The 12,700-nt window shown below is 60.6% G+C and carries 11 protein-coding genes; 1 reads left to right on the forward strand and 10 read right to left on the reverse strand.

What is annotated here, in order from left to right; genetic code table 11:
- Positions 1-9: 9 nt before the first annotated feature.
- The 9 genes from LVE68_RS14040 to LVE68_RS14080 form a co-directional block, all read right to left on the reverse strand.
- Complete coding sequence (locus LVE68_RS14040) at positions 10-1,014, reverse strand: vWA domain-containing protein (RefSeq protein ID WP_232941005.1); 1,005 nt, start codon at positions 1,012-1,014, stop codon at positions 10-12.
- On the reverse strand, positions 1,011-2,093 hold the full coding sequence (locus tag LVE68_RS14045; RefSeq protein WP_232941006.1) for a vWA domain-containing protein: 1,083 nt from the start codon (positions 2,091-2,093) through the stop codon (positions 1,011-1,013). The genes LVE68_RS14040 and LVE68_RS14045 overlap by 4 nt, the downstream gene beginning before the upstream one ends.
- A complete protein-coding gene (locus LVE68_RS14050; protein WP_232941007.1) occupies positions 2,083-3,390 on the reverse strand; it encodes a hypothetical protein in 1,308 nt (435 codons plus the stop codon). The genes LVE68_RS14045 and LVE68_RS14050 overlap by 11 nt, the downstream gene beginning before the upstream one ends.
- A gap of 115 nt (positions 3,391-3,505) precedes the next feature.
- Positions 3,506-4,300: a MotA/TolQ/ExbB proton channel family protein gene (locus LVE68_RS14055; RefSeq protein ID WP_232941008.1), complete on the reverse strand. Its 795-nt coding sequence runs from the start codon at positions 4,298-4,300 to the stop codon at positions 3,506-3,508.
- A gap of 50 nt (positions 4,301-4,350) precedes the next feature.
- Positions 4,351-4,584, reverse strand: coding sequence for a hypothetical protein (locus LVE68_RS14060; protein WP_232941009.1), 234 nt, complete (start codon positions 4,582-4,584; stop codon positions 4,351-4,353).
- Positions 4,585-4,631: 47 nt separating this feature from the next.
- On the reverse strand, positions 4,632-6,722 hold the full coding sequence (locus LVE68_RS14065) for an SUMF1/EgtB/PvdO family nonheme iron enzyme (protein ID WP_232941010.1): 2,091 nt from the start codon (positions 6,720-6,722) through the stop codon (positions 4,632-4,634).
- 289 nt (positions 6,723-7,011) lie between these two features.
- Entirely contained in the window at positions 7,012-8,586 is a 1,575-nt protein-coding gene (locus tag LVE68_RS14070; RefSeq protein WP_232941011.1) for a tetratricopeptide repeat protein, read from the reverse strand.
- Positions 8,587-8,654: 68 nt separating this feature from the next.
- Entirely contained in the window at positions 8,655-9,866 is a 1,212-nt protein-coding gene (locus LVE68_RS14075) for a hypothetical protein (protein ID WP_232941012.1), read from the reverse strand.
- A 17-nt stretch (positions 9,867-9,883) separates the two neighbouring features.
- Positions 9,884-10,315, reverse strand: coding sequence for a hypothetical protein (locus tag LVE68_RS14080; protein WP_232941013.1), 432 nt, complete (start codon positions 10,313-10,315; stop codon positions 9,884-9,886).
- Here LVE68_RS14080 and LVE68_RS14085 point away from each other — a divergent pair.
- Positions 10,314-11,198, forward strand: a complete 885-nt coding sequence (locus LVE68_RS14085; RefSeq protein WP_232941014.1) for a hypothetical protein — start codon at positions 10,314-10,316, stop codon at positions 11,196-11,198. The two genes, LVE68_RS14080 and LVE68_RS14085, sit on opposite strands and share 2 nt — an antisense overlap.
- A gap of 211 nt (positions 11,199-11,409) precedes the next feature.
- Here the strand turns inward: LVE68_RS14085 and LVE68_RS14090 are convergent, their stop codons facing one another.
- On the reverse strand, positions 11,410-12,618 hold the full coding sequence (locus LVE68_RS14090) for an energy transducer TonB (RefSeq protein WP_232941015.1): 1,209 nt from the start codon (positions 12,616-12,618) through the stop codon (positions 11,410-11,412).
- Positions 12,619-12,700 lie beyond the last annotated feature (82 nt).

The following is a 12,700-nucleotide window of genomic DNA, read 5'->3' on the forward strand; positions in this document are numbered from 1 at the left end:
GCGATTGCGCTACCGAAAATCGTTGAGTCCAACAAAAGTTCCCCCGTTGCGATAGGTCAGCTCGCGCATCAGCGCCGCAAATCTCAGGCCGGTTGTCTGCAGGTGGGGTGGCCGGGAGAACTGGATGGGGAAGCCAATGGCGTGAATGCGTACATTGCGCTTGCCCTCGCCATGCTGGGCGTTGACCCGGTCGACCGCCAGCATCACCCGCCGGATTGACTTGCCGGTGAATTCGTCGCCAAGAACGTAAATGCTGATTTTCTTGTCAGCATCGTAGAAGCTGCGTACGGCCTTCTGGATGCCCTCCACCGGGCTCGAATTACTGAACGGGTTCCAGGATCGCAGGCGCTTGAGGATTGCCTGCCGGCGTCCGGGTGTATCGGGGATCCATTTATTGCGGTAGTTGGAGAACATGTAGTCCCCCATATCATTCATTACCTGGATGCCCTTGACGTTGGGGTACAGGTCAAGCGTATTGACCATTTCATTCATCATGCGGTCCCAGCCGTAATTGAACATACTGCCGGACGTGTCGATGATGAACAGGATGTACTCGCTGTCGACCGGGATACCGCCAATGACGTTGTTCTTGCGCTGGTAGTTTTCCCCCAGCAGGCGCCGCATTTCATCCGTCATGCTCTGCAGGGCGATGGTGAGTTCGCCCTTGAGCTTGCCTTCCTCGGTTTCACCCTCGGTCTTGCTTGCATACTGTGCCTGCAGGACCGACAGGCGGCCGCGCAGGTTGGCAATTTTCTCACGCTCGATATCCAGTTGCTCGCGCTTGGCATTCAGGTCCCGGTTGAGCACCGTGGTTTCGCCGCGGATTTGTGCCAGTTGCTCCTGCAGTTGCCTGACCTGGCCATCCAGGTCGAGCTCTGCCTCTTCCAGAACAATGGGCTCGACGGTCTTGGCGATCATTAACAACAGTACAATGGCGCCGAACCCGCAGCAGATGACATCCAGGAAGGAAATGCTGAACTCTTCCTGCTGGCGCTTCAGGCGGTTGCGTCTCATGGCCAGTCCCTCGACGGTGCCAGGAAGGAGCCATCGGTCTCCATGGCCAACTTCCAGAATTCACTGGCGGCAAACGGATCGCCGTCCATCGGCGCCAGGATTACATTCACCGGGATGCCCCCGGGGAGGGCTTTTACCGCCCGGTCAAATAGTTTGCGGCGCTCCTTGCCGGTGACGACATTGCGTCGTGGTCTCTTCATGCCCTGGGTGGGGAGCCCGTCGGTAATCAGGATAATATTATCCGGCAGCGGGGACATGGCGCTGACTGCATTAAACACCCGCTCAAGGCTGGTGCCGCCATCGGGCACCACTTCATCCAGGGCCTTGAAGGCGTCGTCAAGCTGGTCGCGGTCGTCAACGTTCAGCCAGCGGTCCTCGGTACCGGCAATAGCGGCCTGGAACCCGGTGTTGAAAGTGTAGATCTGGTACTGGCTGTCCTGGGGGAACTGCGCGGTGAGCCACGACACGGTATTGATCGCACGGCGCCATTTTCCCGCTTCACGCTTGGTGCGGGATGACATGTTGCGGGTGCGGATCACCTTGATCAGTTCGTCCCCCAGCATACTGGCCGAGGAATCCAGCAGGATCAGGATGCGATTGCCACCCAGGCGCAGGCCTGTGAGGTACTGTCGATCGCCATCGCCGACGAACTTGCGCACATTGTCGCCAAGCTTCTTGTTTTCCGCCTCGAGTTGTTTCTTGGCGTCCTGAAGCTTCTTGAGCTTGTCCTGCAGACGCTTGATGTCGTCTTCTTCGGTGTTGCTGTCGATTTCGGCGATATTGCCCTTTACTTCCTCGATCTGTTCGATAATACGGCGCGCCAGGCCCTGCGCGTCGGCCAGTTCATCGCTGGTGGCATCGAGTGTGTTGCGGGCGAGCACCAGGTGTTCACGCCCGAACTGGACTTCCTCCTTCAGCAGCTCAACCTCGGCCGAGAGATCCTGGTTTTTCACCTCGATATCGTGATCGGAACCGTGTTTAATGATCAGGAAGATCAATGCCACAGCACCGAATCCACAGGACATGATGTCGAGGAACGACAGGCTGAAAGTGGTAAACCGCCGATTCTTACGCGCCATATTGCTCCACACTGATTGCGGTAATGACTTCGTCAAAATCTGCCGCGCCGATCCTGTCACCGGCCGTGAGGTTTACCGGCGCCGCGATCTCCTCACCATTCAGCATCAACTGCGCGCCGGCGTCGACTCGCAGTGCCAGGCGACCGGCGTGGTTGGTGATAGTGGCAGCGGGGTGTTCGGGTGGGGTGGGCGTGATTTTGAGTGCGCCTTCCTGCCAGCTGACAAAAAGTGGTTGCTGCGCCGCCAGGGCACGGTGCCCGAACAGCAGGTGGGTGGCAGCCGCCTCGGCGGCCGCATTGACCTGTACGGCGACTTCGTTGGCGGGTGCCGCGGACATGGCGGTGACAAGGCGCAGTGCAGCGGTCTCGCTGTGTACTTCATGCCAGCGCTTTTCCACCGCCTGCGCAATGCTGTTGTGTGGCAGGAGGTGGATTCGCTCTGCCAGTTGCGCGCCGGCGGGTACATCGGCCCAGCGGTGCGATACGAATACCACGCTGGAGGGGTCGGCGAGGTTGTCGAGCAGTGCACGGATGCGGGACAGGATCGGTGTGCTGGCATCCTGCAGCTGGCGCAGGCTGACTTTGGCCGTGCGATCCTCGAGTTCCGCCATGACTTCACCCTGGCGCATGGCGCGGCCGACCCATTGCGGCATCAGGTCGTACAGTTGCTGCTCCGCCTCGGCGGAGTGCTGTGGGTCGAAACGGCATTGCATGACAAAGGCATCGGTAAATACCCTTGCCCAGGAATCCTGGAAGTGTTGCAGGCCCGCGTCGCTGACAGTTTCGACATGGTCGAGCTGGGCCTGTTCATGTACGGCCACGCGGCTTACCAGTGTCTGGTGACGCTGTAATTCAACGTGCAGGTGTACCCCGCGGGGTGCGCAGTTGCCGACACAGGCAGTGGCCGCATCCACCAGGCCCACGGCGTTGACCGGACTCTCATTGACAATACCGAGTAGCAGGGCCAGTTGTTCACGGGTGAAATTGCCCGGTACAGCGAGAATCAACTCGTCGGGCATGTCGCAGTGTTCCGCCATGTCCTGCAGCTGACTGTAGGCCAGGTCCGCGTGGTGGCGGCAGCGAGCGTTGTCGGAGTTGAGTGACTCAAGGCTCAGCCGGCGCCAGAATTGGGTGTTGACCCGCGTCGGGTTGCTGCGGGCACGCATCAGTGCCGCGGTGCCCAGCAGAATCTTGTGGCTGTCCACCACTGCCACGCCAGGGCTGTCGAGTATTTCGTCGGTGCCACTGAAGACCCGCAGGCCGCAGTCGTTGATTTCCAGTACGCCTTGTTGCGCCATTGGCTAGCTCCTTCTTCCCGTGCCCCGTCCCGGTGGGGCGGTGGCAGGCGGCTTACCTGTTATCGGCGGTCACTCGCCACAGTTTTGTGCATGCATCTTTGGCCGTGTTTCCAGGTCAGCTGACCTTGAGGAATCGCAGCAGGTTGTTGTCACAGTAATTCTGGGTATCCAGTACCAGTCGCTCCTGCATCAATTGCAGCTGGTGGGTGAAGAACATGATCACGATACTGATCACCAGGGCGATGAAGGTGGAGTTGAAAGCCACGCCCAGGCTGACGGTGACGCCGGCAATGTCTCCCTCCACGGCCCGGTGTGCCTGGGATAGTGCTTCACCGATACCGCGGACCGTACCGATAAAGCCAATCGAGGGGATGGCCCAGGTGATATAACGCACCATGGCCAGCTCGGAGTCGAGCCGGTCGCCCTCGGTATCGCAGACCTCCTTTACCGAGTTGGAGACGGCGGCCACATTCCTGGTGGAACTGAATCGCTGCAAGGCTGTGAGCAGGGCGCGCGGCAACAGGTAGTTGCGTTCTTCCTCGGGCAGGGCCTGGATCGGTCGCGACAGGTCCCGCGCATCCTCGGGCAGGATCGGGGTGCCCTCACGTACGTTGAGGAGGGCGCGGTCAAGCAGTTTGCGCTCGCGCATGCTGCGTTGTGCCTTGAGTCCCATGATGGCCATGGCCCATAGCATCAGTACAAAGCAGGCTTCCTGTTCATAGTCGCGCATGACGATATAAAGCGACCGCTGCTGGATGTAGGTTTCACCGGCGGCTTCCCGTGCGAGCTGTTCCTCAATAAGGGCATCCGCATTGGGACGGATCACCGATACGTAAATAGCGTGCACCAGGATGATTGCGCCCAGCAGCGCAAACAGCTGGAATATAAAATCGGAGGATTTGAATTTCATAATGGTTCTCGCTCTGCTCCGCAACCTTTTCCCGGCAGTTTGATGGTTTCTCAGATATCAATCGGGTAGGAGACTGACAGGTCCTCGGAAATTTCTTCCGATGCCTCGTAATTGTCGACGCCACCTTCGTTGTCGTTACTCTCAGGAGCCCGCGCCTGCACATTGCCGGCATCCTGCTCCTGGCTTACCTCCTCTTTCTCCTCTTCACCCTGTGTTTCCTGTTGCTGGGCGAGCGCTGCCAGTGGCAACAGGGCAAGAGTCAGGACCAGGCATAAACTTTTCATTGCTTCTCTCCGTTTGCCAGCACCGATTGCCAGCTCCAGGGGTATCGTCAGTCAATCCAGCGGGCTACACGGAAGCCCACGTCACTGCGCGGTTCTGCGCCATAATCCCGGAATGAAAGGCGCAATTCGGTGAGTCCAGCGTGGCGCCAGCTGGAGCCGCGGATTACGTGATAATCACCATCCTGGGGGCCCACGGGGTTTTCTTCCCGCCGCATGGAGAGCCCGGTGCCGATGGTGTACAGGTCATGAATCCATTCGGATACGTTGCCGCCCAGGTCATACAGCCCGTGCGGGTTGGCGCTATAGCTGGCAACCGGTGCGGTGGCAGCGTAACGGTCGGTATAGGAGCGGAGCACTGCGGGTACGAGCTGTGCCGCATTGTTGTCGGCAAAGTTGCCGGAGTTCTTTCCTACCGGTAATTCATTACCCCAGGGGAACTTCAGCATGCCACCGTTGCGGAAGCGGGCGGCCCAGGCCCACTCGGCCTCTGTAGGCAGGCGATAGCCATTGGCACTGGCATCGAAACCTGTGACACGACTGCCCTCGGTGCGGTAAACCTGTTTAAGCCCGTCCCGCTGGCTGAGCCAGTTGCAGAACAGGGCGGCATCGCTCCAGCTGACATTCACCACCGGCAGGTTGTCGTTGTCCAGGCTGACCCCGTTCACATGGCTGGAACTGTGCATACGCTTGAAGCGCCGGAACTGGCGATTGGTGACCTCGGTGGCACCGAGGTAAAAGGGGCGCGTCAGGGCAATCTTGCGCATAACCTCATTGGCGCGGCGGCCCTGTTCACGGCGTGAAGAGCCCATGGTGAATTCTGCGTTGGGACGCATCAGTAGCATGCGGCCGCCGGCACCGTGGGTTATCTCGGCGGGGATATTGCTCCAGCGTGCCTGTTCCTGGGTGAGTAGCACGGCGCGAACTGTCTGTTCCAGTTTGGCACTGGGCGTGACGCTCGTCTGGTAATCCTCATAGCCTTCCTTGCGCACCAGGATGCTGTGGCTGCGGGCGGGCAGGGTGAAAATCTCGCCGGTATTGCCGGCCAGCTCACCGTCGATAAAGACTCGCGCGTTTTCCGGGCTGCTGGTGACTTTGACCCGTCCGAACACCGCGGACAAATCCACCTTGATTTCCCGCTCACTGCCAGACGCGATTTCCACGCGCCGCTCCACCGAGCCGAAGCCATCCTTGAAGAAGCGGATCTGGTGCACGCTGTCGGGCGCCAGGTCCAGCTCCAGCGGTGTCTGCCCTCGAAACTCCCCATTGACGGTTACGCTGGCACCGGACGGGCTGCTGGCAAGGCGCAGCAGGCCATCGGCTGCGGCCAGTTCCACCGGAGCCAGGGCCTGGTCGACACCGGCGGTGACAGCCACGGGGACTTCCGCGGTCTTGTGGTCGGGGAGGGATATCTCGACTATGCGGTCCCCCTGGATCAGCTGCGCCGTGAGGGGCGTAGTCCCGATTACCTCGCCCTCGACTGTTACCGTGGCGCCGGGCGGGTGGCTGCTGATCTGCACATCGGCCCATGCGGGGCGCAGGCGGGCCTGCAGCTGCTGGGTATTGTCCAGGCCCTCGATATCGATTTCACGGGTAAAGGGCAGGTAGCGCTCGGTCTCGATGGTGATGCGCTTGGTGCCTGCCGGGATATTCCTGGCCAGGCCCTCCTCGCTCGCCACTTCCTCTCCGTTGACCAGGATTCGCACCGGCACGGGGGGATCGGTGACTACCTGCAGGTGGCCGGGCAGGCGCTCGAGCTTGATTGCGCGGCGGCTGTTCTGGTCACTACTGACGTCTACTGAGCCACTCTGGGGCAGGTACCCGGTGGCGGTAATTTCGTAGCGATAGGTGCCCGGCAGTACCAGGTGACCATCGCCCAGGGGCAGGGCAAGCCCGCTGACACTGACATTGGCATCGGCGGGCTGGGTTTCAAAAATCAATGAGCGCGCCACCAGCAGGTAGACCAGTACCAGCATTCCCAGCAGCAGGGCAAAGGCAACGATCAGGGCGCGAGGGGAAAACAACAGTTTGCGGCTGCCAGCCTCCTCTGCCACCGGGGTAAACCCGGCGGGCTGGATGATTGAGAAGTCTTCATCTGCGCGATCGTTATCGCGAACGGGTACCGCTTCCTTCGCTGTCATTAGTGAATCCCTGTTACTGCGTAATTATCGCTTTATCGCAATTGGGCAGCGGCCGTTGCCCGTGCACCGAGGGGAATTGGTCGATTCCCGCGCTTCTCGCTGCCTGTTTTCTCCGGTGACATAAAGCTTAGCTTGCCCGCGCTTGCGCCATGTCCCTCGTGCCACTGTTTGTCGCGATATTCCTTTTATCGCCAGCACCCGGCAGGCGATCCTGTCCGGCTTTTTCAAGCCGGAGCCGTAACGTATTGGATCGGCAGAGCGAGGGGCGGTTCAGCCGTTGGTAGCTGTCTCAGCTATTATTGGCACCGTTTATTTTTTCTGCGCACTGGATGACAACTGTCGGTGTTTCGGCGCCGGGCTCGACGGTAAATTCTCGGCGGACATCGCGATAGCCATCCCGCCGGCCCACCGCCGTGTAGCGGCCGGGTTTCAGTGTGATCTGGCGCTCGGTAAAGTTGCCCAGGGTGCCTACCCGGTATATCGATACCCGTGTGCTGCTGTCCGACTGGAATCGCACCGGTACGGGGATCAGCGCCTGGGTCAGGGCAGTTTCCAGTTCCTCGATCTGCGACTGCAGTCGTGGTCCGTCTGCATCTATCTGGCGTGCATCCGCGAGTACTCTGCGGGCGTGTGTATTGCGTTTACTGCCACCCAGGGACAGCGGGTCCTCCAGTAACTCCTGTAACTGGTCGTCAAGCGTAGCGCGTGCCTGGGCGCGGGCTTTGCCGGTGATTGCGGACACCAGGCTGCTATCTGTTTTCAACAGTGCACTGTAGCTCTCTACGGCCGCATGCCACTGCTCGGATGCTTCCTGCTGGTGTGCCTGGCTGAACAGCCGCTCGACGCGTGTTTGCTCGAGCCCGTTGGCAGCCTGCTGCAGGCCCACCGCCGGGTCGCGGGCTTCCGGTTTGAGCTTTTGTGCCCGCTCGAAAGCTGACCTGGCAGTGGCGTAGTCGTTTGCGGCGATGGCGGCATAGCCAGCCGACATGGCCTCGCTATAGTCGCGCTCGGTAATTGCCGTGACCACTTCCGGCAGTAACTCCTGCGCGGGCCGGGTCTCGCTGTCGAGCGCCAGGGCCTGCTGCAGGGCCGCTTTTGCAGTGTCCAGGTCGTTGGCGGTAAATGCGTCGCGGCCCCGGGTCACCTCTTCCCAGACCTCGGGCAGTTTTTCCGCCCGGGCCTTGCCGCGTGTGCCTCGCGGATGCTCTTCGGAAATGGTCAGCACCAGGTCAAAGGCGCTGTGGGCGGCCTCGGCATCACCGCGATTCAGTGCGTCATTACCCTCGGCGAGGTGCTGTTCGATACGCTCAGGTACACTGTCCCGGATCGACTGCATCGCAGCCAGGGCCTGCTCATACTGATCGAGCGCCTGCTTGAACTGGCGCTGGCGATATATCGCATCCGCTTCCTCGGCCAGGCCGCGTGCTGCGGAAAAATCCTCGGGCGCCCAGATTTCGACCCGGCGTTCCTGCAATTCTTCCTGTAAAACGAAGATTTCCTGGAGGATCTCCTGGACACGACGGCGCTGGCGCGCGATTTCGGCGTCGGTATAGGGGGATGCCTGGACTTTCGCGGGCCGTTGCATCGCACTGTCTTTGGCGGAGGCAGGGCCCTGGCCTGCAGCGATTTTGACTTCCGGCCTTTCCACGGTTTGCGGCAGGATCCAGAAGACCCCGATAACGCCTATCACCAGTGCCGAGCCCACCAGGATGGCGGGCAGGTTGCCGCGGCGGGGGGGATTTTCACCCTGCGGTACTTCACGGGTGGCAGCCCCGTCATCCGGCTGCGGGGAGTCAGCGCCGAAGCGAAAATCAGCGGGTTCGATATAGCCGTTATCTTCCGGGGACTGGTCGCGGTGTTGCATAGTCATTCCGCATAGCTGGGATTATTTTCCGGCGCCCGCCATGCTCGGTACATGCGGGCGCGCCGTTATCAGATATTGGTTTCCAGGGCGCCGGTTTCCGCCTCGTAAATCTCCTTGAGGATTTCACGCCACTGGCGGTACTGGTTTTCCACGCTGCCGGAGAGGGTGACGGTACGGTCTTCCAGCTCCACAATCTGCGGCTCTACCTCTGCCTGCATGGAGTCGCCCAGTTCCTGCAATGCCTCGATATGCATTTTCGCTTCGCTGCGGCGGTCGAACCCGCTTTTCACCAGGTAGCCCCCGCCGGCAACGGCAACGTGGCCCGCCTGTCGCGCGGCACCACCGCCGGCGCCGGCGGCGGCAATGCCGCCGATAATCGCAGCCGCACCCATGATTGTGTGGTTGCGCGCCTTGCGTTTGAGTTCACGCATCTGCTGCACTTCCTCAAAGCTGAGGGAGCGCCACTCCTGGTAGGGGGTTTCCATGGATTTGACGAAAGTGCCGTAGTAACCCTGCAGGGTGTCAACAAACAGATAATCACGCTCGCGGATACGTCTTACCCGCTGGAGCATTGGATCGTCCTGCGCCGGCAGTGCCTTCAGTTCGTAAATTCCGTCCTCATTCTGGGCCAGGTAGCGGGAAAAGGCGTCAGGTGAAAAGCTGCGGGCGAAGCGCATTTCGGAAATCGTGCGAAGTTCCGCGATATATTCATCAGACAGGCCCTGGCGGTATTTGAGCATGTCGTTGGCGATCTGGTTATAAATGCCCTGGAATGCATCGCCACTGGTGGGGTGCTTACGGTCGTAGGCATACTGCGAGGCGCGCTCGGAATATTCCCTGGTGAACCACTGTTGGCCACGCGAGTCGGTAACCCACACTTCCACTGTAAGCGTTTCGCCATCTGACTGGACTATCCGTCCCTGCACGGTTACATCGATATTGGTGCGCGTGCTGGGGATTACCCGCACCGGGCCCCAGCCCTGGCTCTGCTGGAGTGACTCTGCCAGGGTCACGGCAATGTAGCGGGATTCCGCCTGGCGCAATTCGGGGAACACCAGTTCCTCTTCGTCCACTTCCGCCGTGGCGAGGCCGGGGTCAAACTGCACTACACCCACATCCAGCAGGCGATCCTCAGGAATGGTGGCGTCCTCCACTGTCAGCGGGGTAAACGCGGTAGTGCGCACCTCGGTGGTGGCACAGGCACCCAGTAGCAACAGGCTGCCAAGCAGCAGGCCACGGCCGATAACAGGTGTGGCGGACAACAGTCTGGGCAAATGCATGGTAATTCCCTCCGCTGTTACTTCTTCGCGTTTTTATATTTCCGGTATTCTTCCCAAAGCCGCTCGCGCAGCTCGGGATCCTTTTCGCGCGTGGCGGCCTCACGAATCTGGCGGGCCACCACGTCGTCGTCATCCCCTTCGGGGATATCGGCAGGTACCACGCTGCCGCTGCCGCTGTGGTCATATTCCCCTTTGCGACCGGCGGTGGGCATGCCGGGGCCGGTAGCCTGTCCACTGGAGTTGTTCTGCTCCGGGCCACTGCCTTCCTCGCTGCCGGCACCACCGCCCCCGGGGGGAGCGGGTATTTCGGCCTCTGCGGACTCGATCAGGTCCTCGAGGGACTCACCGGGCGGTGGTTCGTCCATGGACTCCTCACTCTCATCCTCGGAGGCAGGGCGATTGCGCACGTAATCCCGCTCGCGCAGGATCATGCCGTCATAGCTCGCCATGGTGGAGTCGAACTCTCCCTCCAGTTCCGATACCCGCTCGGCTGCGGTGGCGGGTGCCTCGTTCGGTGCACTGCTACCGCTGGACGGGCTTCCGGCACTTGCCGAGGCACTGGGGCTGCTGGACGATGCGCTGCTGGACTGGTTGCTCGCCGATGCTTCGCTCGCAGAGCTGCTGGCGCTCGCGGCACTGCTACTGGAAGAGCTGGAGGATGATGAACTGCTGCTGGACGACGATGCGCTCTGTTCCTCTTCGGAAAAATCGATTTCCTCAGGGGGCTGGCCCTCGCTGTTACTTGAGGGATCGGGGGGCATGCGCCGTTCTTCCGGTTGCGCTTCGGATTCGCTGTATACCGGGCTGGAGGGTGAGTCCCGTCGCGCGGTCGGATCTGGCATGCTGTCCCCGGCGGAACTGCGTCGCCGGGCTTCCTCGCTGCCCGAATCAGAGGCGGTACTGGCCTGCTGGCTGGACCGCTCACCCGACTCGATGCTTGGCATCGAAGTGTTGGGCTGGGCAGAGCTGCTACTGGGCATAGAGGAGGAGCTGCTACGACTGCTCGGCGGGCTGCTCTGGGGCATGTTGCTGGCTGTCTGCGGGCTCGACTGGCTCTGGGAGCGGCTCGATGAGCTGCTTGACGACTGCGATGATGAGCTGCTGGATGACGGTTGGGACTGGGATTGCGACTGTGAGGGCTGTGCCGGGGGTTGCTGCTGGGTCTGTTGGCTCTTGCAGCCGGCAATAACCGCACTCAGCACCACAATCGAGGCGAGGGTGTGCCAGCCAGGGGGGTTGCTCTGCTGTGAAAATACCGCTTTCCGTAGTGTCATTTTCTCTCTCCTGGTACGCCGATCGGCGCCTTTCGGACTCGAGCGATCTGTGCGGTGAAAGCCGGGTCATCCAGCTTTCCATTGCGGCTCCGGTGTAATTCCACACCCGGAACTCTGGTTTTTGTCGTTGATTTTTCCTTTACTGCCCGCCTGTCGCGATGGTCTGCTGCATTGGACCCCTGGCGACGCCCCGGGTTTGGTTGTCTGTGTTCCCGGGGCGGGACTCTCTGCCTGAATTAACCTGGCCGTCGTGTAAAGCTTTTTGCAGATTAGTCAAAGACAAACCGCTGCACGATGCCCACAGTATCCACTGGTTCTCCATTTTCGAACCGGGGACGGAATTTGGCGCGTTTGAGAACATTGCGCACCCGGGAGCGAATAACGACGCTGTCATCCGCGCTGGAGTTCAGGATCTCTATATTGCGCGCCTTGCCGTAGGCGGTGACATCGTAGGAAACGGTGACATAAGACTGGGCCAGGCCGCCGCGGTCCTCGTCCAGCATCGGCAGGTCGGGCAGGGCGGCCGGGCGCCCGAAGATATCGTCTATCTCCCGGTTGGTGGCGCCGTTGTCCCAGAGCGCATGATAAGCCTCACCATAGGTTTCCCTGGCCGAATGCCATTTGTTGAACATCATGTACCAGTCTCCCAGCTCTACCTTGGCCTTGGCCGAGGCGGCGGGGGGGGATTGGGGGTTTTTCTGGTAGACATCGACAATCCGCGCGATCGCTTTCTTGCCGGTGCTGAAGCTGTTCATGCGAAAATGATCAAGCTGCGCCTGGCGATGATTGTTGTCGAACCCCCCGCCGGCGAAATTGGTGTTCACCACCACAGCCTGCTGCGGTTCCCCGGCATAAGTGGCGAGGTAGTAATTGGTGGCCTTCAGGCCACGCAACGCCTCGACCAGGCGCAGGTCATTGGCACCAAAGTTTTGCGTGATGATATCGACAGCCAACTGGTAGAGGTTGGTGGCACTGATCAGGTGCTCGAACAGGGTTTCGCCTTTTTCCTCGACGTAGGCCCGCAGGTGCCAGCTGCTCAGGCGCTCTATAACGGGCAACATGCGCGGGTCGCTGTTGCCGTAATTCTGCTCGTGTAACCAGTAGAGATACTCCTGGTTGTCGTTCGCCTCGTCCCACTGGTTGAGCGCAATCTGGCTGTCGATCATGCGCTCGATCATCGGTATCTGGTTCAGAGAATAGAGACCCTCGTTGACACGGTTGATCAGCATTGCCCGGCGAAACTCCTTGATTGCCTCCTCGTGGGCACCGGAATTTTGCAGGGCGGTTGCCAGGCCAACCAGCTGTTCATCGATGCCAGTGCCGTAGGCTCCGTATTCAGCCTCCATTTCCTCGATGCGGTGGCGATAACGCCGCGCAGCCTCGGAAGGGCGCAATTGCCGGCGGGTAGGCTCGGCCTCAAGTGGCTGGGAAGCCGCCTCGATAAAAGCGGGCGGTGGGGCGCCGGTATCCTCCGGCACGGGCTCAACTTCCGCCCACGCGTTGCTGCACAGCAGAGCTGTGGCTGTAAACATCAAGCCGGTAGCAAACGAACTGCTGAAA

This window comes from Microbulbifer sp. YPW16 (genome assembly GCF_021290385.1).
Lineage (GTDB): Bacteria > Pseudomonadota > Gammaproteobacteria > Pseudomonadales > Cellvibrionaceae > Microbulbifer > Microbulbifer zhoushanensis.

What these genes read in the sequence shown, in the direction of transcription:
- LVE68_RS14040 (WP_232941005.1), bottom strand. Translation starts at nt 1,014, where the DNA reads ATGAGACGCAACCGCCTGAAGCGCCAGCAGGAAGAGTTCAGCATTTCC.
- LVE68_RS14045 (WP_232941006.1), bottom strand. Translation starts at nt 2,093, where the DNA reads ATGGCGCGTAAGAATCGGCGGTTTACCACTTTCAGCCTGTCGTTCCTC.
- LVE68_RS14050 (WP_232941007.1), bottom strand. Translation starts at nt 3,390, where the DNA reads ATGGCGCAACAAGGCGTACTGGAAATCAACGACTGCGGCCTGCGGGTC.
- LVE68_RS14055 (WP_232941008.1), bottom strand. Translation starts at nt 4,300, where the DNA reads ATGAAATTCAAATCCTCCGATTTTATATTCCAGCTGTTTGCGCTGCTG.
- LVE68_RS14060 (WP_232941009.1), bottom strand. Translation starts at nt 4,584, where the DNA reads ATGAAAAGTTTATGCCTGGTCCTGACTCTTGCCCTGTTGCCACTGGCA.
- LVE68_RS14065 (WP_232941010.1), bottom strand. Translation starts at nt 6,722, where the DNA reads ATGACAGCGAAGGAAGCGGTACCCGTTCGCGATAACGATCGCGCAGAT.
- LVE68_RS14070 (WP_232941011.1), bottom strand. Translation starts at nt 8,586, where the DNA reads ATGCAACACCGCGACCAGTCCCCGGAAGATAACGGCTATATCGAACCC.
- LVE68_RS14075 (WP_232941012.1), bottom strand. Translation starts at nt 9,866, where the DNA reads ATGCATTTGCCCAGACTGTTGTCCGCCACACCTGTTATCGGCCGTGGC.
- LVE68_RS14085 (WP_232941014.1), top strand. Translation starts at nt 10,314, where the DNA reads ATGGTGGAGTCGAACTCTCCCTCCAGTTCCGATACCCGCTCGGCTGCG.
- LVE68_RS14080 (WP_232941013.1), bottom strand. Translation starts at nt 10,315, where the DNA reads ATGGCGAGCTATGACGGCATGATCCTGCGCGAGCGGGATTACGTGCGC.